The organism is Pleomorphomonas sp. NRK KF1 (assembly GCF_023721755.1).
Classification (GTDB): Bacteria; Pseudomonadota; Alphaproteobacteria; order Rhizobiales; family Pleomorphomonadaceae; genus Pleomorphomonas.
Map to the genome: position 1 here is coordinate 805,814 of NZ_JAMDLH010000002.1, position 19,991 is coordinate 825,804.

At 66.3% G+C, this 19,991-nt stretch carries 19 protein-coding genes and 1 tRNA gene; 7 read left to right on the forward strand and 13 right to left on the reverse strand.

Annotated features, from left to right (window positions below):
• Positions 1–5 precede the first annotated feature (5 nt).
• Positions 6–3,491, forward strand: a complete 3,486-nt coding sequence (locus tag M4J39_RS08965; RefSeq protein ID WP_251727462.1) for an AMP-binding protein — start codon at positions 6–8, stop codon at positions 3,489–3,491.
• Positions 3,492–3,707: 216 nt separating this feature from the next.
• On the opposite strand, the gene M4J39_RS08970 is transcribed toward M4J39_RS08965, so the two are convergent.
• The 6 genes from M4J39_RS08970 to M4J39_RS08995 form a co-directional block, all read right to left on the reverse strand.
• Positions 3,708–3,783: transfer RNA gene (locus tag M4J39_RS08970), tRNA-Phe, on the reverse strand.
• Between the two features lie 186 nt (positions 3,784–3,969).
• On the reverse strand, positions 3,970–4,158 hold the full coding sequence (locus M4J39_RS08975) for a DNA gyrase inhibitor YacG (protein WP_251727463.1): 189 nt from the start codon (positions 4,156–4,158) through the stop codon (positions 3,970–3,972).
• Positions 4,158–4,787: a Maf family nucleotide pyrophosphatase gene (locus tag M4J39_RS08980; protein WP_251727464.1), complete on the reverse strand. Its 630-nt coding sequence runs from the start codon at positions 4,785–4,787 to the stop codon at positions 4,158–4,160. Before M4J39_RS08980 ends, M4J39_RS08975 begins: the two co-directional genes overlap by 1 nt.
• Positions 4,788–4,867: 80 nt before the next feature.
• On the reverse strand, positions 4,868–5,086 hold the full coding sequence (gene infA / locus M4J39_RS08985; RefSeq protein WP_026784394.1) for a translation initiation factor IF-1: 219 nt from the start codon (positions 5,084–5,086) through the stop codon (positions 4,868–4,870).
• A 133-nt stretch (positions 5,087–5,219) separates the two neighbouring features.
• The gene (locus M4J39_RS08990) at positions 5,220–5,735 is read right to left on the reverse strand and encodes an arsenate reductase ArsC (RefSeq protein ID WP_251727465.1); all 516 of its coding nucleotides are present in this window, start codon (positions 5,733–5,735) and stop codon (positions 5,220–5,222) included.
• 36 nt (positions 5,736–5,771) lie between these two features.
• Positions 5,772–6,257, reverse strand: a complete 486-nt coding sequence (locus tag M4J39_RS08995) for a UPF0262 family protein (protein ID WP_251727466.1) — start codon at positions 6,255–6,257, stop codon at positions 5,772–5,774.
• Between the two features lie 206 nt (positions 6,258–6,463).
• Between M4J39_RS08995 and htpG the strand changes: the two genes are divergently transcribed.
• The 3 genes from htpG to M4J39_RS09010 all read left to right on the forward strand — a co-directional run bounded on the left by htpG (position 6,464) and on the right by M4J39_RS09010 (position 10,618).
• Positions 6,464–8,332 carry a molecular chaperone HtpG gene (gene htpG, locus M4J39_RS09000; protein ID WP_371875423.1) on the forward strand — a complete coding sequence of 623 codons (1,869 nt, stop codon included), beginning with the start codon at positions 6,464–6,466 and terminating at the stop codon, positions 8,330–8,332.
• A gap of 233 nt (positions 8,333–8,565) precedes the next feature.
• Entirely contained in the window at positions 8,566–10,248 is a 1,683-nt protein-coding gene (locus tag M4J39_RS09005; protein WP_251727468.1) for a methyl-accepting chemotaxis protein, read from the forward strand.
• 145 nt (positions 10,249–10,393) lie between these two features.
• Entirely contained in the window at positions 10,394–10,618 is a 225-nt protein-coding gene (locus M4J39_RS09010; RefSeq protein ID WP_251727469.1) for a DUF2892 domain-containing protein, read from the forward strand.
• A gap of 4 nt (positions 10,619–10,622) precedes the next feature.
• Here M4J39_RS09010 and hisD read toward each other — a convergent pair whose 3' ends face one another.
• The 7 genes from hisD to M4J39_RS09045 form a co-directional block, all read right to left on the reverse strand.
• A complete protein-coding gene (gene hisD, locus M4J39_RS09015) occupies positions 10,623–11,912 on the reverse strand; it encodes a histidinol dehydrogenase (RefSeq protein ID WP_251727470.1) in 1,290 nt (429 codons plus the stop codon).
• Between the two features lie 34 nt (positions 11,913–11,946).
• Positions 11,947–12,378, reverse strand: a complete 432-nt coding sequence (locus tag M4J39_RS09020; RefSeq protein ID WP_251727471.1) for a DUF2948 family protein — start codon at positions 12,376–12,378, stop codon at positions 11,947–11,949.
• A 158-nt stretch (positions 12,379–12,536) separates the two neighbouring features.
• The gene (locus M4J39_RS09025; RefSeq protein WP_251727472.1) at positions 12,537–13,028 is read right to left on the reverse strand and encodes an SRPBCC family protein; all 492 of its coding nucleotides are present in this window, start codon (positions 13,026–13,028) and stop codon (positions 12,537–12,539) included.
• A gap of 107 nt (positions 13,029–13,135) precedes the next feature.
• A complete protein-coding gene (locus M4J39_RS09030) occupies positions 13,136–13,570 on the reverse strand; it encodes a GNAT family N-acetyltransferase (RefSeq protein ID WP_251727473.1) in 435 nt (144 codons plus the stop codon).
• An 11-nt stretch (positions 13,571–13,581) separates the two neighbouring features.
• Entirely contained in the window at positions 13,582–14,871 is a 1,290-nt protein-coding gene (murA, locus tag M4J39_RS09035; protein WP_251727474.1) for a UDP-N-acetylglucosamine 1-carboxyvinyltransferase, read from the reverse strand.
• Positions 14,872–14,925: 54 nt separating this feature from the next.
• On the reverse strand, positions 14,926–15,135 hold the full coding sequence (locus tag M4J39_RS09040) for a hypothetical protein (RefSeq protein ID WP_251727475.1): 210 nt from the start codon (positions 15,133–15,135) through the stop codon (positions 14,926–14,928).
• A gap of 189 nt (positions 15,136–15,324) precedes the next feature.
• Positions 15,325–16,350, reverse strand: a complete 1,026-nt coding sequence (locus M4J39_RS09045) for a LacI family DNA-binding transcriptional regulator (protein ID WP_251727476.1) — start codon at positions 16,348–16,350, stop codon at positions 15,325–15,327.
• 138 nt (positions 16,351–16,488) lie between these two features.
• On the opposite strand from M4J39_RS09045, the gene M4J39_RS09050 reads away from it, so the two are divergent.
• The 3 genes from M4J39_RS09050 (at position 16,489) to M4J39_RS09060 (ending at position 19,991) form a co-directional block, all read left to right on the forward strand.
• On the forward strand, positions 16,489–17,433 hold the full coding sequence (locus M4J39_RS09050; protein WP_251727477.1) for a hypothetical protein: 945 nt from the start codon (positions 16,489–16,491) through the stop codon (positions 17,431–17,433).
• Complete coding sequence (locus M4J39_RS09055; protein ID WP_251727478.1) at positions 17,430–18,587, forward strand: serine hydrolase domain-containing protein; 1,158 nt, start codon at positions 17,430–17,432, stop codon at positions 18,585–18,587. The genes M4J39_RS09050 and M4J39_RS09055 overlap by 4 nt, the downstream gene beginning before the upstream one ends.
• A 102-nt stretch (positions 18,588–18,689) precedes the next feature.
• Positions 18,690–19,991: an ABC transporter substrate-binding protein gene (locus tag M4J39_RS09060; protein ID WP_251727479.1), complete on the forward strand. Its 1,302-nt coding sequence runs from the start codon at positions 18,690–18,692 to the stop codon at positions 19,989–19,991.

Sequence of the window (19,991 nt, forward strand, 5' to 3'; positions counted from 1 at the left end):
GGTTCGTGAAGATCGGCGACCTCGACTTTGAGACGACCAAACCGGAACCCAGCCAGGCTTTGCCAAGCACCGGGGTCGAGACGATCGGTTCGGCCTTCGAGGCAGCGGCGGCGCGCCATCCGTCACGCATCGCGGTGGCCGATGAAGAGGGTAGCGAGACCTATGCCGAGCTCGCGGCCGAAGCCAGGCGCATCGCCGGCTTCGTTGCCCGGCTCGGCCTGCCGCCAGAGACGCCCGTCGGCGTCATGTTCGGCCGCAACCGCCGTTTCGTCACTGCGGCGCTCGGCGTGCTCTTGGCCGGCGCCGCCTATGTGCCGATAGACCCGCTGCTGCCCTTCGAGAGACGGCGGCGCATCCTCGACCTCAGCGCCGCGCCGCTCCTGATCTCCGAGGCGGCGTTCTGCCGCGACGCGCATCGCCTGCAGTGGCAATGCCCGGCCCTACGCGACCTCTTGATGGTCGATGCCGAGAGGGTGGATGACGTCATCGAAAAGGCCGGCGTGATGATGACCGGCGAGCTCTGGGATCACCTGGCCGGCGACGCCGCCGACGACATCGCCGCTGGCGGCTGGAAGAGCGCCTTTACCGGCGAGCCGCTGCCCGACGCCGCCATGACCGCCTTCGGTGACAACGCCCGACGCAAGACGGCGCCGCTCCTGGCTTCGGACGGCAGCGTTCTGGAGATCGGCTGCGCTTCGGGGTTCACCATGCGCCACGTGGCGCCGCAGGCCGGGCTCTATGTCGCCACCGACATTTCCCGTCGCAATGTGGAACGGGTCGACACCTGGGCGCACGCCCACGGCCTCGGACAGGTGACGACCCGCCAGCTGGCGGCCCACGACATCGACGTCTTCCCACCGGCGAGCTTCGACCTGATTGTCCTCAACAGCGTCATCGAGAACTTTCCCGGCTTTTCCTATCTGCGACAGGTTCTGGACAAGGCGCTGACCCTGCTCAAGCCCGGCGGCGCCATCTTCGCCGGCAGCATCTGGGACCTTGATCGCCGCGACGCCTATGTCGGCGATCTCCATGCCTTCGCCCGCGAGCATGCCGGCGAGGGGCTGAAGACCCTCTTGGACTTCTCCGAAGACCTGTTCGTGCCGCGCGCCTTCTTCGAAGACTGGGCCGCCGAGCGGGGCGGCAAGCCGAAGCTTGCCTTCAGCGCGGTCGAGGCGGACGGTTTCGAGCCGGCCGCCTATGCCTATGACGTCGTAATCCGGCAGGAGAATGGACCGGAGGCTCCCCCCGCCAGGAAGTTCCGCCATGGCTCGGCGGCGCTGGGCGCCCCCGCCGCCACGCTGCCCCGTCTGACTCCGGATCGGCTGGCCTACGTGCTGTTCACGAGCGGCACCACCGGTGACCCGAAGGGGGTGATGATCGAGCATCACTCGGTGGTCAACCTCGCCCGGCACGTCGCCGACAGCCTGTTCGCCCTCTTGCCGACAGACCACGGCCTCAACGTTTCCTGCGTGTCCTCCTTCGCATTCGACAGCTCGGTCAAGCAGATCTTCGCCACGCTCATCAACGGACACACGCTACATATCGCCGACGACGAGACCAAGCGGGACCCGACCAGGCTGAGAGCCTTCATCGAGACGCGAAAACTCGATCTCTGCGACATGACGCCCAGCCTGTTCGCCATGCTGGTCGACCATCTCGTCGACGCGGGCGCCGCGAGTTCGGCGCGCCTGTTCCTGCTCGGTGGCGAGGCGGTCCCGCCCGACCTGCTGCGGCGCTTCTATGCCATCGCCGGCCATGGCGATTGCCGGGTTGTCAACGCCTACGGCCCGACCGAGACCTGCGTTGCCGCCTGCCAGCACGTGATGACGTCGGTAAGCTGGAGCCAAACCCTGCCGCCGCCCATTGGCCAGCCGATCCATGGCGCGGTAATCGATATCTGCGACAAGACCGGGCGGCCAGTGCCCGATGGGGTCCCCGGCGAGCTCCGCATCGGCGGTGCTGGTGTCGGACGAGGCTACCTCAACGCACCGGAGCAGACAGGAGAGCGATTCGTCGGTTCCGGCGCCGATCGTCGCTATGTGAGCGGCGACATGGGGCGCCGGCTTCAGAACGGCCAGATCGCCTTTCTGGGACGCGTAGACCGACAGGTGAAGATTCGCGGCAACCGCATTGAGCTCGGGGAGGTCGAAGCGGCCATCACCGCCTACCCGCTGGTGCGCCGGGTGGCGGTGACGACGTACGACCCGCATGGCGGCGGCAATCCTTCGCTCGTCGGCTACGTGGTGCCCCGCCCCGGCTTCGATGTGGCCGACTGCAAGGCCGAGCTCGATGCCCGCCTGCCGCCGTTCATGGTGCCGTCATGGCTGATCCCTGTGGACGACATTCCGCTCAACCGCAGCGGCAAGCTCGACGAGACCCGTCTGCCTGCGCCTGCCATGGCCGTTTCCGCCCGGCCGGCGCGCGCGCCGACCAGCGAAACCGAACGCCGACTCGCCGCCATCTGGTCCGACGTTCTCGGTGCCGACGTCATCGACGCCGAAGCCGATTTCTTCACTCTGGGCGGGCACAGCGTTCTCGCCGTGCGGATCGTCGCGGATATCCAGCGCGCTTTCGGCCTGCGGCTGCCGCTTGCCGACTTCTTTGCCTTCCCGACGCTGGCGCAGCTCGCGGCCCGCATCGAGGCCCGCCGCCGCCATGAGGAGTGGCAGCCGGTCGTCGCCCTGAATGCCAGGGGGGCGCGGCCACCGATCGTCTGTTTCCATCCGGTCGGTGGCAACATCCTCTGCTACCAGCCGCTTTCGGAGCTGCTCGGCCCGGATCAGCCGCTTTACATGGTGCAGTCCTATGGGCTGGAGGAAGGCCAGCCGTTGCTTGCCTCGGTCGAGGAAATGGCGTCGTCCTATCTCGTCGCGCTTCGGGAGCGCCTGCCCAAGGGGCCTCTGGTCATGGCCGGCTGGAGCTTCGGCGGGCTTCTCGCCTACGAGGCAGCCCAACAAATGCTGCGTGTCGGCGGCGACGTGCGGGCGATCCTGCTTTTCGACACGGTGGCCGTGCCCGACCCGGTACGCGACCTCCTGCGCAAGGACGAAGCCGAGTATCTCGCTGCCCTGTTCTCCGAGCTCGGCATTGTCGATGCCGACACACTCCGCCCGCTGACGCCCGATGCGCGGCTTGATCTTCTCGTCGAGAGAGGAAAGGGCTCGCACCTGCTGCCCGATAGCGCCGACCGCTCGGGCATGCGCCGGTTGCTGGGCGTGTTCCAGAACAACGCGCTCGCTGCCGTGCGCTACAGGCCGTCCAGATGCGTGACGCGGAACGTCCTGCTCGTTCGCCCGAAGATTCTGACGGCGGCCGCGCCCGGCATCGCCGGGGACGACAACAACGGCTGGAACGACGTCGTGGCGGATGGCGTCGACCTGCGCTGGATTGACGGCACCCACGGACAGATGCTTCAGGCGCCGCACGTCACCGAACTCTGTGCCCATGTGGCGGACTACATGGAGCGGCTTCCCGCTACGGCAGAGGCGTGAGGCCGGAGCAGTTCCTGCAAAGTGGGCACCAGTTTTGGGTGGGGAACCGCGTCTTGCAGGGTGAGCCTCTGAGCACTGGGCGCATCTTGGCTGTGATGTGCTCTGTTTTCGGCCGCCGTCCCGTCTGATTTTGAGGGGAATGTTTATGTCGATGGGGGAGCAAAAGAGTGACACAAGTCACAGAGACTTGAGTTATCGACGTTCCGTTGAGAGAGATGGTGCCTGAGGGCGGAATTGAACCACCGACACTACGATTTTCAGTCGCATGCTCTACCAACTGAGCTACTCAGGCACTTGCCGCGATCCACTGGATGTTTGGTGTCGTCCAACGGCGAAGCACGGGCCTTATAGATAGTCCGCGCGGACCTGTCCAGAGGGTTTGACGGGAAAAATCAACTACGCCGGCAAGGAATGGAAAGGCGAGCCATTTCAAGGATGAAGAGCAACCCACCTCGTCGCGTTCCGGCGAGGCATCAGCTCAGGCGCGGCCGTCGCTCTCGTCGTCGGGCATGGGAAGATCGTCGTACTCGACGACGGGGATCGAATAGGAGCCCTTCAGCCACCTGTTGAGGTCGACGTCCTTGCAGCGCTTGCTGCAGAACGGCTTGAAGGCCGGATCGGTCGGTTCGCCGCAGTTGGGGCAGCGGGGGCCCTTCGGCGCGACCATCAGGCGATCGCTCCGTCGGCCCAGCGCGCACGCACCGGATAGCGGGCGGATTCGAGCAGGTTGGCCGTCTCGTGCAGCGGCAGGCCGACGACCGAGGAGTAGGAACCCGACACGGACGCGACGAAGGCGCCGGCAAAACCCTGGACGGCATAGCCGCCGGCCTTGCCCTGCCACTCGCCGGAGGCGAGGTAGTCGGCCATCTCCTGCGACGACAGGCGCTTGAAGCGGATGCGCGTCTCGACCAGCTTTTCGCGCAGGCCGGACGGGGTGGCGAGCGCCAGCCCCGTGAAGACGCGATGGGTGCGGCCCGACAGAAGCGCGATGCAGCCCTCGGCATCGGCAAAGGTTTCGGCTTTCGGCAGGATGCGACGGCCGACGGCGACGACGGTGTCGGCGGCGAGCACCAGCACCTCGCGGCCCGGATAGTCCTGCAGCGGCACGCGATGGGCGGCGACCTCCGCCTTGGCGCGGGCGAGACGGCGGGCGAGACGGCGCGGCAGCTCGGCCCGGCCGGGCGTCTCGTCGACGTCGGCCGGCAGCAGCAGGTCGGGCGCGATGCCGAGCTGGTTGAGCAGAGCCACGCGGCGCGGGCTTGCGGACGCCAGAACCAGAACGGGACGATTGGTCATCGGGCTCACCTTCGCTGGCTTGGAGACAGCCTTCCACACCCCGGATCGAGCCGGGGCGGCTCGCCGCCTCCTTGCGTCGCTTACTTGAAGCGGTAGGTGATGCGGCCCTTGGTGAGGTCGTAGGGCGTCATCTCGACCAGAACCTTGTCGCCAGCCAGGACGCGGATGCGGTTCTTGCGCATGCGACCGGCGGTATGAGCGATGATTTCATGGTCGTTCTCGAGACGAACGCGGAAAGTCGCGTTGGGCAAAAGTTCCGAAACGACGCCTGGAAACTCCAGGACTTCTTCCTTGGTCATGCGGGCATTGATCCGTTTTCGGGAATTGGTGGCGGATAACTATCCGAAATGCGCTGCAAAATAAACTCCCCAGGCGGAAAAACGCCCAGAAAAGCGAGCGGATGGGCGGACATAACGGTCGGCGGCGCTTCGATCAGCCGTTCTCCGCCTTCGCCCCCTCCTCGCGCACGCCCTCACGGCGCGGCTCGAAGGACGGCGTCCAGCCCAACCGCGCCTTGATGCGGGCCATGAGTTGGTCGCGGACCGCCCGATACTCGTCGAGGATGCGCTCGCGCGCGCCGGTGGCGAGCGTCGGGTCGGCGGTGGGCCAGTATTCGGCCTCGACCGAGTTGTAGCGCGTGTATTCGAGGGCGCGGTGATAGGCGTCGGGGGCGAGCGATATGATGAGGTCGAAGTTGCTGTCTTCGAGATCTTCAAAGGTCTGCGGCCTATGATGGGAGATGTCGAGGCCGATCTCATCCATCACCGTCACGGCGAAGGGATCGAGTTCGCCGCGGCGGGCGCCAGCCGAGTCGACAAAGATCTTGCCGGGAAACAGATGACGCGCGATGGCCGCCGCCATGGGCGAGCGCACCGCGTTGAACGAGCAGGCAAACAGCACCGCGCCGGGCTGCTTCACCTCCGCCTCTGTTTCCTCGTCGTCCGTCATGAGCCTCCAACCAGATAGCCGGAACCCTGCTCCGGCTCAGCCCTTCCAGCGCAGAACGGCGATCAGCGTGAACAGACGCCGGGCCGTCAGCTTGTCGATGACGATCTTGTCCGCCAGCTTGTCGATGAGAATCTGCGCGCCTTCGTCATGCAGCGCCCGCCGTCCCATGTCGATCGCTTCGATCTGGGGCGGCGTCGACACCTTGATCGCCTCATAGTAGCTGTCGCAAACGAGATAGTAGTCGCGAATGATGCGGCGAAAGGGCGTCAGCGACAGAATGTGCGTGGTCACCGGCTCACCGTCGGCACGGAAGATCTGCAGCACCAGCCGATTGGAGACCAGCGACAGCCGGAGGACGAACTCGCCGCCCGACACGCCGACAGGCTCGAAGGAGTTCTGCTCCAGGAGATCGAAGATCGCCACTTGCCGTTCGTGATCGACCTCGCGCGAGATCTGGCCGATCGAGGCGGCATCAAGGGTCACCGATACGAGGCGCCCGGTGATACTGTCGGTGTCGGTCACGACTGTCCTCCGCGAAAACGTCGCCGAGGCATAGCACGGCGGACCTGTCCCACGAAGCCGGCAAAGGTCGACCCGGACAGGAGATTTACGCATGCCTCGACCGCCCGGCCAACGGTGGCTGCGATCTGACCCGACGCCGCTTGACTCCTGGCCTTCCTGGCAACACATAGCGGACGCGCGCCGGTTTCCCGGCCCCCATCATTCATATGAGCGAGACCATGACGCAAACGGAACGTCACAGCTTCGAGGCCGAAGTTTCCCGCCTGCTGCACCTCATGGTGCATTCGGTCTATTCCAACAAAGACATCTTCCTGCGCGAGCTGATTTCCAACGCCGCCGATGCCTGCGAGAAGCTTCGCTATCTCTCCATCGCCGAGCCGCAGCTTGCCGGCGAAGGCGGATTTGCCATCACGCTGTCGGCCGACAAGGACAAGAAGACGCTCACCGTCGCCGACAACGGCATCGGCATGAGCCACGACGAGCTCAAGGACAATCTTGGCACCATCGCCCGTTCAGGCACCCGCGCCTTCCTCGACGGTCTTGCCGACAAGGCCGAGGGACAGGCGCTGATCGGCCAGTTCGGCGTTGGCTTCTACTCCGCCTTCATGGTGGCGAACCGCGTCCGTGTGGTGTCGCGCAAGGCCGGCAGCGATGAGGCCTGGGCCTGGGAATCGGATGGCGCCGGCGCCTTCGAGCTGACGCCGGTGGACGTCGCCGACGCGCCGGGCCGGGGAACCGTGGTCGAGCTGTTCCTCAACGACGACTCCCTCTCCTACGCCGAGGAGCACACGCTGGAGCGCATCGTCCACGAGTACTCGGCGCATGTGCCGGTGCCGATCCGCTTCAACGGCGGCGAGGAGCCCCGCGAGCTGGCCGACGGCTCGGCCCTCTGGGTGAAGCCCAAGTCCGCCGTGACGGCCGACGAGTACAAGGAGTTCTATCACCACGTCGCCACCGCCTGGGACGAGCCGGCGCTGACGCTGCACTACCGCGCCGAAGGGCGGCAGGAATACAACGTGCTGCTGTTCGTGCCGCGCGAAAAGCCGTTCGACCTGTTCGACCCCAGCCGCAAGGGCCGGGTGAAGCTCTACGTGCGGCGCGTGTTCATCACCGACGAGGCGGAGATCCTGCCGGCGTGGCTGCGCTTCGTGCGCGGCGTGATCGACAGCGAAGACCTGCCGCTCAACATGTCACGCGAGATGCTGCAGAAGAACCCGGTGCTCGAAGCCATCGCCAAGGGCGTCACCGGCCGCGTGCTCTCCGAACTGTCGAAGCTGGCGGAGACCGACGCCGAGCTGTTCAACAAGGTGTGGGCATCGTTCGGCGCGGTGATCAAGGAAGGCCTCTACGAGGCGCCCGAGCGTCGCGACGAGCTGTTCAAGGTCGTCCGCTTCAAGACCACCACCTCGGGCGACAGCTGGCGGTCACTGGCCGACGTCGTCAAAGACTTCAAGGAAAACCAGACGGCGATCTACTATGCCCTCGGCGAAGACGAGAAGCAGGTTCAGGCCTCGCCGCACCTTGAGGGATACGCGGCGCGCGGCCTGGAAGTGCTGATCCTGACCGACCCGGTCGACGCCTTCTGGGTGCGCACGGCACTCGGCTTCGAAGGCAAGCCGTTCAAGTCGGTGACGCAGGGCGAAGCCGATCTCGACAACGTCAAGCCACTCGAAGCGGACAAGGACGAGAAGCCGGGGGCCGAGATGGCCGGTCTCCTCACGACGCTGAAGGAAAGCCTGAAGGACGACGTGGCCGACGTGCGCCTGTCGGCGCGCCTTGCCACCAGCCCCGTCTGCCTCGTGGCCTCCGACTTCGGCCTCGACCGGATGACCGAGAAGCTGGTCGCCCGCCAGGAAGGCAAAGCGGCCCTCGGCAAGCCGGTGCTGGAGCTCAACGCCGGCCACAGCCTGATCAAGGCGCTGGCGGCCAAAGCGGCGGCCGGCGACACGGCGGCAGTGACGGCGGCGGCACCGCTGCTCGTCGGACAGGCGCGCATTCTCGACGGTGAAGCGCCGAGCGATCCGGCCACCTTCGCCGCATCGGTCGCCTCGCTTCTTGAAAAGAGTCTCGCCTGACACAAGCCGGGGCGGAGAGGAGTGCCTTTCCGCCCCTCGGCAGTTGGGCTGATGCCGGCTTTTGAGCGGGTTTGTATTTTCATTCTTTTGCATATTTCCTCTTAAAACGACGGAAAGCTGACCAGTCACCCCAAGGAAACACGTAGTATTCGTATCCCGTGCCAATTCGGCATACTTCATTAACAAAGCAAGCATGTAATACCCGTCCGATGCACTTCGCCTCGGGGATATTCATGACTATTTCCCTCAAGACTTCACTGATGGCGACTATTGTCGCGCTGCTGCTGATGACTTGTGGCCTGGGATGGGTCGCCGTCTCGCAGTTGTCGGCCGCCAACGAGCGGATCAGCGAGTTCGCGGACCACAAGCTGCCGCTGGTCAGAAGCCTCGGAGAGATCCGCTACTCGATGACGCGCCTGCGCGTGCGCTCGGCGCGGCTCGCCCAGATCACCGACACCGGCGAGCGCCAGAAAGCCAAGGATCTGGCCGATCAGTCGGTGAAAGACGTCGACAAGGCGGTGACCGAGTATGCCAGCCTGATCGCCGATCTGCCGAAGCAGCAGGAGGTGCTGGCGACCTTCAAGGCGAACTGGCCGACCTATGTCGCGATGCACAACGACATCTACCAGAAAATGGTCGACGGCAAGGCCGACGAGGCTTCGACCATTCTCAACAGGACGTCGCAGCCGCCGTTCAATGCCGTCATCGCGGCGCTGCAGTCGGGCATCGATCAGATCAACGCCGACACGGCCGTCGCCCAGGCCGAAGCCGTCGCCGACTATCGGAGCGCCTTCGCCCTCACGGCCGGCACCATCGCAGCGGGCATCGTCCTGGCGCTTGGCGCTTTGGCTTTCGTCTTCTACGGCGTAGTTCGTCCGCTGCACCGGATTACCGGGGCGATGGGCGAGGTCGCTGGCGGCAACCTCTCCGCCTCCATCCCTCATGCGGATTCCAAGAACGAAATCGGCAAGATGGCCGCCACGCTGAAGGTGTTCCGCGACGGGCTCATGGAGACGGAGCGGCTGCGGCTCGAGAGCGCGGAAGCCGAGGCCCGCAACCGCGAGCGGCTCATCGCCGAGCGCGCCGCCATCGCCGACCGCTTCGAGGCGGCCATGGGCGCGCTGGCCGAGGGTTTCGTTCACTCGTCGGGCGAGGTTGCCGACGCCGCCCGCAACCTCGCCTCCACCGCCGAGGAGACCAGCCGGCAGGCCCAGGCCGTCGCGGGCGCCGCCGAAACTGCGTCGGAGAACGTCCAGACGGTGGCGGCCGGCACCGAGGAGCTGTCGGCTTCGGTGCGCGAGATCACCACGCAGGTGACGCGCTCGGCCGATATCGCCCGCTCCGCCGCCGGCGAAGCCCAACGCTCGAGCGAGAACGTCAAGGCGCTGTCCGCGTCGGCCCAGGGTATCGGCGAGGTGGTCGAGCTGATCCGGGCGATCGCCGAGCAGACCAACCTCCTGGCCCTCAACGCCACCATCGAGGCGGCTCGGGCCGGCGAGATGGGCAAGGGCTTTGCCGTCGTCGCCTCGGAGGTGAAGAACCTCGCCGGCCAGACCGCCAAGGCCACCGAGGAGATCGCCGGCAAGATCCAGGAGATGCAGACGGCGACGGCCGTCACCGTCGACAGCATCTCGCTGATCGTCTCGACCATCGACACCATTCAGGGTGTCACCGAGTCGATTGCCGGTGCCGTCGAGGAGCAAGGCGCGGCAACGACGGAGATCGCAGGCAACACCCACAAGGCCGCCAATGGCGCCAGCGGCGTGACCGAGAACATCGCCGGTGTCGGCACGGCCGCCGAGATGACCGGTTCGGCCGCGACGCAACTGATGTCGCTGTCCGACGCGTTGCAAACACAGGCCTCCAGCCTGAAGGGCGAGGTTGCCAGCTTCGTGGAGAACCTCAGGACGGCCTGAGCGACAATAAGGGGTTCAAGAAATGCGCGGTACCAGCCGCGCATTTTTCGTTGAGTTCTCGCACTTTGGCGCGTTGCCGGTCGCGACGGCGAGGTCTACGCTTTCGCCGCGGATGGAAAATCCGAGGCAAAAAAAGGAGCGTGCCATGATCAAGAACGTTGGTTCGACCGACCGCCTCATCCGGCTGATCGCCGGGCTCATCCTTCTCATCATCGCGGTGCCGTCGCTCGCCGGCATGGCCTTCATGGGACTCGGCGGATGGGCTTGGCTCGTCGGCCTCGTCGGCCTTGTCCTTGTGGCGACGGCTCTCATGAACTTCTGCCCGGCCTACACCCTCATCGGCGTCAACACCTGCAAGACCGACAAGTAGCCGATCACTCCAGCCGGATCGATACGCTCCGCGCATGTCCGCCGAGGCCTTCCACCTCGGCGAGCGTGATGGCGGCCGGCCCGATTTGCTTCAGCGCGGCGGGCGGAACCTTCAGGAGCGAGGTGCGCTTCATGAAGTCGAGCACGCCGAGACCCGACGAGAAGCGGGCCGAACGGGCCGTGGGAAGCACGTGGTTGGAGCCGCCGACATAGTCGCCGACGGCTTCCGGCGTGTGATGCCCGACGAAGACGGCGCCGGCATTGCGGATACGGGCCAGCATGGCCTCGGGATCGGCGACCGCGAGTTCGAGATGCTCGGGCGCGACGCGATCGCTGAGCGGCACGGCCCGGTCGAGGCTTTCGACCAGGATGACGGCACCGTAGTCGCGCCAGGACTCGGCGGCGATACCACCGCGCGGCAACGCCGCGAGTTGGCGTTCGACCGCCTTTTCCACCGCATCGGCGAGGGCTGAGTCGTTGGTAATCAGGATGGACTGCGCGGCCTTGTCGTGCTCGGCCTGGGCGAGCAGATCGGCGGCCAGCCAGTCAGGATCGTTGTCGCGGTCGGCGATGATCAGCACTTCCGACGGTCCGGCGATCATGTCGATGCCGACGGTGCCGAACACGCGGCGCTTGGCGGCTGCGACATAGGCGTTGCCGGGGCCGACGATCTTGGCCACCGGACGAATGGTCTCGGTGCCGTAGGCGAGCGCCGCCACCGCCTGCGCGCCGCCAATGCGATAAACCTCATCTACGCCGGCGAGCCGGGCGGCCGCCAGCACCAGCGGATTGACCTCGCCACCGGGCGTCGGCACCACCATGACCAGCCGATCGACGCCGGCCACCTTGGCCGGAACGGCGTTCATCAGCACGCTCGACGGATAGCTCGCCGTGCCGCCCGGTACGTAGAGACCGACGGCCTCGATGGCCGTCCAGATCGAGCCCAGCTCGACGCCGATGGCGTCGGTGTAGCGGTCATCCCTGGGCTTCTGGCGCGCGTGGTGGCTTTCGATGCGATCGCGGGCGAGCTTCAGCGCCTCCATCACCTCGGGCTTGACCGCTGCCACGGCCGCGTCGATCTCCGCCTCGGAAACGCGAAGGCCACGGGCGCGGCTGTCGAAGCGATCGAGCTTTTCCGTCCAGTCGTGCAGCGCTGCATCACCGCGCGTCCGTACATCGGCGATGATATCGGCGACGGCAGCATCGACGTCGGCCGAAACCTCGCGCTTGGTGGTCAGGAAGGCGGAAAAGCGGGCCTCGAAGTCGGGCGCGCTGTCGTCGAGGCGGATGGCCACGGGTCACTCCAGCGGAAAACGAAAGGATCGGCGGTCAGTTGAGATCGTGGCTCGGCTGATGCTCGGTGGCCCAGGCGGCGCCGAGATCGGTCAGGCTCGCCTCGATACACTCGACGTCGAGCCGCATCGAGCCGCCACCGGCGAACTCGAGGAAGACCTGTCCCGAAGGGTCTTCGTCCTTGCCCTCGAAGCGGATGGTCAGCAGGCTGACGATGGCGTCGGGAAAGTCGCGCCGGATATGGGCCGATTTGACCGCCTCGACGCGGGCGAAGTGCAGAAGGGTGCGCCGGCGCTCCTTGCTGCGGCCGCCGGCCTTCTCCCAGGCGAAGCGGTTGAGTTCCAAGGTGAGGCGGTGCTCGGCCGGCCGCCAGACGATGTCGCCGACCTTGCCGACGGCATCCTGCGCGTGAGCCGCGATCACCTTGAGGTCTTCGGCGTCGAGAGCCGCGAGTTTCAGCATGTCCATGGAGGGTTGTCCGCTCCTGTCAGGACGGCGGAGTGCAAGAGGAACCTCGCCCCGCCGAGGTTGCCTTGAGATAGGGCGGATGAGACGGCGAAGCAAGACTTCCCCGCCCTGAACACCAGTGGAAACGGGCCGGCTCGCTTCGTTGGCGACATTCGCCGTCAAACTTGGCCGGTCATGGTCTCCACAAGCTGGTCGAGAGCGGCGGACCAGCCGTCGTGAAAGCCCAGGCCTTCATGCCGTCTGCGCGCCTTGGCCGTGGCGTGCATGACGTGTGCCCGGTAAAGCGTACCGCCGGCTTCATCGGCGAGAGTCAGATCGGCGGTGAAGACGAAGTCGGCGTCGCTGGTCGGCTGGGCATGCGGCCGGAAGCCGGGCGTGAGCGCCGACGTCCACACCAACCGCCTTTCCGGTTCGACGAGGAGGTAGCAGTTGGCACCTGCGACCTCGACGCCTTCGGGCGACCGCATCACCGTGGCAAAGCGCCCACCGGGCCGGAGATCCATCTCGCAGCCCACCGCTTCCCAGGGGCGAGGACAGAACCATTTGACCAGCGTTTCCGGCTCGGTCCAGGCCCTCCAGACGAGACGCCTCGGCGTCGGCACGACGCGCTCGAAGAGAAGGTCGAGTTCGGGATCGAAGGCAGCGATCATGGTATCCGGTCCTCCCAGACCATATGGCGCGCAGCAAAGCCGCCATTATGCCGGAGCCATCAGCCATATCAATGTCCGGACAGCGCGCCGTTCTCGGCCGGTCAGGATCAGGGCGTCAGCTTGTAGACGACCATGCCGCTCGCCTCCGCGAAGCCGTCGTAGAGACGACGGGCGGGGTTGTCCTCGCGGGTATGCCAGTAGAGCCGGTCCCAACCCCTCGCCTTGGCAAGCGTTCGGATGTCCTCGATCAGCGCCCGGCCGGCCCCACGACCGCGGCTTTCGGGGATGACGAAGAGATCCTCAAGGTAGCAATGCGGCGCCAGCGCCCAGCTCCCCTCATGCAGAAGGCAGACGGCAAACCCGACGACGGCGCCATCGACCACCGCGAGACGACAGAACACCGGGCTCGCCGGATCGAGAATGCGCGCCCAGGTATGGGCGGTGACCTCGTCCGGCACCGTGGCGTCGAGATGGGCGAGATAGCCTGCCCAGAGGCGGCGCCAGGCGCCCTCGTCACTCGCTTCGGCCTCGCGGATCACCATGCTCATCTCGGTCAGCCGCTGATCCGCTCGATGACGGCGCCGCAGCGGCCGATCTTGTCTTCCAGCCGCTCGAAACCACGGTCGAGGTGGTAGACGCGGTTGATCACCGTCTCACCTTCGGCGGCAAGGCCGGCGATCACCAGCGACACGGAGGCGCGCAGGTCGGTGGCCATCACGGGCGCGCCCCTGAGCCGCTCGACGCCCTCGACGGTGGCGACCTGCCCTTCGAGGCTGATGCGCGCGCCGAAGCGGGCCAGCTCGGCGACGTGCATGAAGCGGTTCTCGAAAATGGTCTCGGTGATGCGGGCCGTGCCGCGCGCCCGGGTCATCAGCGCCATGAACTGCGCCTGCAGATCGGTGGGAAACCCGGGGAAAGGATCGGTGACCACGTCGGCGGCGACGATACCGGCGCCATTGCGCCGGACACGCAGACCGCTGTTGGTCTCTTCGATCTCGGTGCCGACCCGGCGCAGAACCTCGATCGGCGCTTCCAGCAGCGAGGCTTCGGCGCCCTCCAGCAGCACGTCGCCGCCGGTCATCGCCACGGCCATGGCATAGGTGCCGGTCTCGATGCGATCGGCAACGACGCGGTGGCGGGCGCCGCGCAGGCGGTCGACGCCCTCGACGACGATGGTGGACGTGCCGGCGCCGGAGATGCGGGCGCCCATGGCGGAGAGGCAGCGGGCAAGGTCGACGACCTCGGGCTCACGGGCGGCGTTCTCGATCACCGTCTCGCCCTTGGCAAGCGTCGCCGCCATCAGGATGACATGCGTGGCGCCGACCGACACCTTTGGAAAGACGACGCGATTGCCGACAAGGCCGCCCGAGGCCTTCGCCACCACGTAGCCGCCTTCGACATCGATCCTGGCGCCCAGCTTTTCCAGCCCCATCAGGAACAGGTCGACCGGTCGCGTGCCGATGGCGCAGCCGCCGGGCAGCGACACGCGCGCCTCGTGCATGCGTGCGAGAAGCGGGCCGATCACCCAGAAGCTGGCCCGCATGGTGGAGACCAGCTCGTAAGGAGCGGTGGTGTCGGTGATCGAGCGGGCGGTGAGCGAAACGGTCTGGCCGGTCAGCAGCCCCTCACCCTGGCGCTTGCCATTGACGCCGTAATCGACGCCGTGGTTGACGAGAATGTTGGTGAGCTGCCGCACGTCGGCGAGCCGGGGCACGTTCTCAAGCGTCAGCGTTTCATCGGTCAGCAAACTGGCGATCATCAACGGCAACGCCGCGTTCTTGGCGCCGGAAATCGGAATGATGCCGTTGAGCGGATTGCCGCCGACGATCCTGATCTTGTCCATCTTCACCTCGGGCCGGCGACGCCGGCAATCTCGTGTTCTGTCGCGACGGGCGCGTCACTCTTTGCCGGACTCGTCCGGCTTGTTGTCGTCAGGCCGAGCCGCGGCAAGCCCGGCACGCTGATCCGCCTCGCCGGCGCGGCGGCCACGGGCCTGCGCCTTGCGCTTCAGGAGGTTCTCGCGCAGCGCCTCGGCCAGACGCCGATCTCGTTCCGCCTTGGCGTCGCGTCCAGCGCCGCCTTTTGCCTTATCATCATCACCCGCCATGATGCCGCGCCGTCCTTTTGCGGCCTTCCTTGCGATCCTTTTCGCCACCTTTCAAGGGATTTCATCGGCAAAGCCGGCTTTTCCCCGCGAGTGGGCATACCAAGGGCCGGACGAAAGCCTTTTCCCGGCGGCTTTCTCTTCCATGAGTTGCACGGTGGGCGGAACTATGGCGAAAGACCTGCCGAGCGATCAGGGATGGGCCGCCGGAATGGATCCGCGAGAAACCGCCGACATCGGGACCAGATGCTCCCCGGCGGCCAGCGGCCCGTTAAGCAGCAGCTCAACGGCGAGCTGACCCATTTTCTGATGCGGCAAAGCGATGGTCGTCAGGCCCGGGCGCAGATAGGACGCCAGTTCGTCGTTGTCGAAGGAGACCAGCGCCACGTCGCCGGGAATGGACAGGCGCGCCTCGCCCAGGGCCTGATAGGCGCCGAAGGCCAGACGGTCGTTGAGACAGAGAAGCCCCCTGGGACGATCCTTCCTGAGAAGCCGGCGGACGAGATCGTAGCCGTTGGACACTTCCCAATCCCACGAACTCAGCTCGGCGGCGAAAGCCATCCCTCTGGCGGACATCTCGGAACGAATGCCGGCAAGGCGCCGCGAGATGGTTTCGGAGCGGAACTGACCGCGCTCCTCGTCGGGATTGTGTCCGACCAGAACGAGGCGATCGGTAATGCCCGCCTCGGCAAGGAGCCGGACGGCGCTCCGCCCGCCCTCGAACTCGTCCGGCAGCACAGAGGTCGGAAAGCGCGCATTGGTGCCGTTCAGCATGACCGTCGGCACCGAGATGGCGATATCCGGAAGGAACACCTCGCGGGCCCGCATGGCGGCCAGAATCACCCCGTCGACCTGACGGTCCAGCGCCGCCTCGATGGCGCGCAGCGTCCGGGCCGGCTCGCCGCCGGTTTCCAGCACCAGCAAGACGTTCCTGGCCGCATCGGCAGCCGCGAGGGCGCCGCGAATGAGGCCGCTCGCAAAACGCGTCGTCGCGACATAGTCCGAAATGAAGGCGATCGACCGCGACTGGTCGGTCCGGAGGGCACGGGCCGCCACGTTCGGGCGGTAACCGAGTTCCGCCGCCGCGGCATGGACCTTGGCGTGCGCTTCGGCGGAAAGACGGGTGTCCGGCCGCCCCGTGAGAATCATCGACGCAGCCGTCGGCGACAGCCCGGCAAGGCGAGCCACGTCGGCCAGGGTGACCCGCTTCTTCTGCAATCGCTCTCACCTCTCCCGCTGCCGCTTTTTCAGCTCGCTTCCATCCAAGCTGAGATAGCCGGACCTATGACCACTTGACAACTTTCGCCTGACATTGCATTTGCTAAATGGTTTTAGCAAGGAACTATGGGGCTCGCCATGGTTTTCTGCCCACCACAAAGCTGGGTTTGGGATTTCTGGATCGCCGATGACGGGGCGGCCTATCATCTCTATTTCCTGAATGCCCCGCGATCGCTCGGCCATCCTGACGCTCGCCATCGGAACGCCCAGATCGGGCACGCCATTTCCTGCGACCTCCGGAGATGGACCGATCTCGGTCCGGTGCTGGAGCATGGCGAAGAGGACGCGTTCGACGCCACGGCCGTGTGGACAGGATGCGTGGTTCGGGACGATGCCGGTCTCTGGCGCATGTTCTACACCGGCTCGCGGTTTCTGTCCGACAAGGGACCGGCCAATGTAGAGACGGTCGGGCTAGCGGTTTCCGCCGACCTCGACGTCTGGCAGAAGCGCGCCGGCTCGCTGCTATCGGCCGACTGCCGCTGGTACGAGACGCTCGGCTCGTCGGCATGGCCGGAAGAGGCCTGGCGCGATCCATGGGTGTTCCGAGGCGAGGACGGCAATTGGCACATGCTGGTGACCGCACGGGCCGGGGACGGCGATCCCCTTGACCGCGGTATCGTCGGCCACGCCGTATCGAGGGACCTCGACCATTGGGTGGCGGCACCGCCGCTATCGCTGCCGGGCAGCGGTTTTGCCCATGTCGAGGTCATCCAGATCGTCGACATCGCGGACCGCAAGCACATGATCTTCAGCTGCGACAGCAGCAAACTGGCCGGACACCGGGCCGGCGGCATGGGCGGCATCTGGACATTGCCACTGGAATCGCTCGATCATCTCTGCCTCTCGGAAGCGCGGCTTCTGCTGCCCGAGAACCACTACTCCGGCCGCGTCGCGTTCGACAGGCAGAAGCGGCCGGTCCTCCTTGCCTGCATCCAACAGGACGGCGACATCGAGGGTCTTTCCGACCCGATGCCTCTCACCACCGATGCGGACGGCTACCTCCTCGTGGAGAACGACCAATGATGCCCGTCGTTTCCGGCAGCGTGAAACCCGGCTTCGAACCGCTGGCAGACGCTTTTGCCAGTGGTTTTGCAGGTCGGCCGACCATGGGCGCGGCCCTTTCGGTCCGGATCGGTGGCGAGACGGTCGTCGATCTCTGGGGCGGCATCGCCGACGAACGCGACGGGCGCGCCTGGACCGGCGATACGCCATCGGTCGTGTTTTCCTGCACGAAGGGACTGCTGTCGATCCTGTCGGCGCGCCTCGTGCAGGAGGGACGCCTTGCCTACGACGCACCGGTGAGCCGCTACTGGCCCGAGTTCGCCGCGGCCGGCAAGGCGGTCGTCACCGTCGGCGAGGCCCTGTCCCACCGGGCCGGCCTGTCGGCGACGCGGGCCGATCTCACCGAGGCCGACATCGTCGACTGGGCGCGCATGGCGGAGGCGCTGGCCGCCCAGGAGCCATTATGGCGCCCCGGAACCGGTTACGCCTATCACGCTATCACCCACGGCTGGCTCAACGGCGAGGTCATCCGGCGGGTGACCGGCCAAAGCGTCGGCCGCACTTTTCACGACGTGATTGCCGGCCCGCTCGGCATCGATGCCTGGATCGGCCTGCCCGATGGCGATGCGGATCGTCCGGCTCACCTGCAAGTCAGCCCGGCGCTGACCGAGTTGTGGGCTACGGAAGCGCTGAAGCCATCGCCCAACTGGCCCTACCGGGCGATGACGCTGGGCTTGGCGCTACCCGCCGATCTCGTCACCCCTGATGGCGGTTTCAACGCCCGCCGCATCCGGGCGGCGGAAATACCGGGCGCCGGCGGCATCGCTTCGGCACGGGCCCTCGCCGCAATCTGGTCGGCGACGGTTGTCTCAACCGGCGGTGTCCGCCTCCTCGACGACGCGACGGTCGCCATCGCGACCGAGGAGCGTTCCGGCGGTGAGCCGGTGTTTGCCGCCATACCTCCCTACGCGCGCTGGGGAGCCGGCTTCCAGCTCGATTCGGACGCCCGCCGCTACACCGGCCCGAAATGCTTCGGGCACGATGGCGCCGGCGGTCAGGTCGGTTTTGCCGATCCGGAACGGAGGATCGGTTTTGGCTACGTCACCAACTGGATGATGGGGCCGGAGGATCAACGGGCGACGGCGATCATCGACGCGCTGCGTCCCTTGGTGTGAGGAGGCGGCCGGCGCCGGTGGCTGAGGAGCCGGACGCCCGGATGGAACTTGCAGAAGCAGCGGCCTGCCGCCGCTTGCCCCGCGTGTAAGGAGGAGATGATCATGAGAGCCAGGCTTTCCATAAGGCTGTTGTTCGGCGTCGCCCTTCCGGTGACGCTGCTGTCCGGCGGCGCCGTTGCCGCTCCGAGTTGCGGCACCGATCCCGTGGTGCTCAACGCCTATTTCGAGACGGGCTTCCCGCTGCCGACCAAACTGGCGGAAGAATTCACCCGGCAGTTTCCGAACGTCACCTTCGACATCAAGGAGGACCAGTTCGCCAACCTCCTGGAGAACAGCCCGCGCACGCTGTCGGAGGACGACGCGCCGGATCTCATCCGGTTGCCGACAATGAGCGATCTCGTCGCCAATGATCTCCTCGCCAACCTCGACCCCTATTTCACGGCCTTCGGCTGGGACAAGTTCCCGCCGTCGCAGCTCGTTCAGTTGCGGGTCGAGCAGGGCGGACGGCCGCGCGGCAGCGGCTCGCTTTACGCCATGGGCATCAACTATTCGATGACCGGCGTGTTCTATAACAAGGAGCTTGCCGCCAAGGTCGGCATGACCGAACCGCCGAAGTCCCTGGCCGAACTTGACGCCGCTCTCGCCAAGGCCAAGGAAGCCGGCGTCCAGCCGATCATGCAATGGAACAAGGCGACCGGCGGTCTCGCCTTCCCGCTGCAGAACCTGATGGGCGCCTATGGCGCGCCGGAACCGATCAACGACTGGATCTTCCAGAAGGAAGGCGCCAGCATCGACACGCCCGACAACCTCAAGGCGGCCCAGCATCTCGAAGGCTGGATCAAGGCTGGCTATTTCCCCAAGGACGCCAACGCCATCGAGTATTTCCAGATGATGAGCCGCTTCATCGGCGGCGAGGGTCTTTTCATGTTCAACGGCGACTGGGAATCGGGCAACCTCGACAAGCAGGCGGCGGGCAAGTTCGGCTTCTTTCTGATGCCGTCCGTCGAGGCCGGCGGCCGCCATGCCGCCATGTCGGCCCCGCTCACCTTCGGCATCGCCGCCAAGGCGGCCCATGCCGATTGCGCCGCCTTCTTCCTCGACTGGGTGGCGACCAACCCCGACGCGCGCAAGATCAACGTTGAAGTCGGCGGCTCCAACCCCGGCGGTCCGGCCGGCCTGCCGATCCCCGCGGTGACGCCCGGCTCGGTGACCGAGGCGACGCTGGCGGCCGGTCAGGTGCTGGCCAAGGACAACGGCGCCATGGACTTCATCGCCAACGCGACCGGCGCCATCTTCGCCGCCGCCTGGACGCCCGAACTTCAGAAGATGATCGGCGGACAGCAGACGGCTGACGGCCTGCTGAAGGCGGTCCAGAAGGAGTATGAGACCGAACTCTCCCGCTGA

Excerpts from the sequence above, each read along its gene's own strand:
- M4J39_RS09025 (WP_251727472.1), bottom strand. The coding sequence starts at position 13,028 with ATGATCGCTGCCTTCGATCCCGAACTCGACCTTCTCTTCGAGCGCGTC.
- M4J39_RS09060 (WP_251727479.1), top strand. The coding sequence starts at position 18,690 with ATGAGAGCCAGGCTTTCCATAAGGCTGTTGTTCGGCGTCGCCCTTCCG.
- murA (WP_251727474.1), bottom strand. The coding sequence starts at position 14,871 with ATGGACAAGATCAGGATCGTCGGCGGCAATCCGCTCAACGGCATCATT.
- infA (WP_026784394.1), bottom strand. The coding sequence starts at position 5,086 with ATGACCAAGGAAGAAGTCCTGGAGTTTCCAGGCGTCGTTTCGGAACTT.
- htpG (WP_371875423.1), top strand. The coding sequence starts at position 6,464 with ATGAGCGAGACCATGACGCAAACGGAACGTCACAGCTTCGAGGCCGAA.
- M4J39_RS09040 (WP_251727475.1), bottom strand. The coding sequence starts at position 15,135 with ATGGCGGGTGATGATGATAAGGCAAAAGGCGGCGCTGGACGCGACGCC.
- M4J39_RS08975 (WP_251727463.1), bottom strand. The coding sequence starts at position 4,158 with ATGGTCGCGCCGAAGGGCCCCCGCTGCCCCAACTGCGGCGAACCGACC.
- M4J39_RS09030 (WP_251727473.1), bottom strand. The coding sequence starts at position 13,570 with ATGGTGATCCGCGAGGCCGAAGCGAGTGACGAGGGCGCCTGGCGCCGC.
- M4J39_RS09020 (WP_251727471.1), bottom strand. The coding sequence starts at position 12,378 with ATGGACATGCTGAAACTCGCGGCTCTCGACGCCGAAGACCTCAAGGTG.
- M4J39_RS09005 (WP_251727468.1), top strand. The coding sequence starts at position 8,566 with ATGACTATTTCCCTCAAGACTTCACTGATGGCGACTATTGTCGCGCTG.
- M4J39_RS08980 (WP_251727464.1), bottom strand. The coding sequence starts at position 4,787 with ATGACCAATCGTCCCGTTCTGGTTCTGGCGTCCGCAAGCCCGCGCCGC.
- M4J39_RS09050 (WP_251727477.1), top strand. The coding sequence starts at position 16,489 with ATGGTTTTCTGCCCACCACAAAGCTGGGTTTGGGATTTCTGGATCGCC.
- M4J39_RS09055 (WP_251727478.1), top strand. The coding sequence starts at position 17,430 with ATGATGCCCGTCGTTTCCGGCAGCGTGAAACCCGGCTTCGAACCGCTG.
- M4J39_RS08990 (WP_251727465.1), bottom strand. The coding sequence starts at position 5,735 with ATGACGGACGACGAGGAAACAGAGGCGGAGGTGAAGCAGCCCGGCGCG.
- M4J39_RS09010 (WP_251727469.1), top strand. The coding sequence starts at position 10,394 with ATGATCAAGAACGTTGGTTCGACCGACCGCCTCATCCGGCTGATCGCC.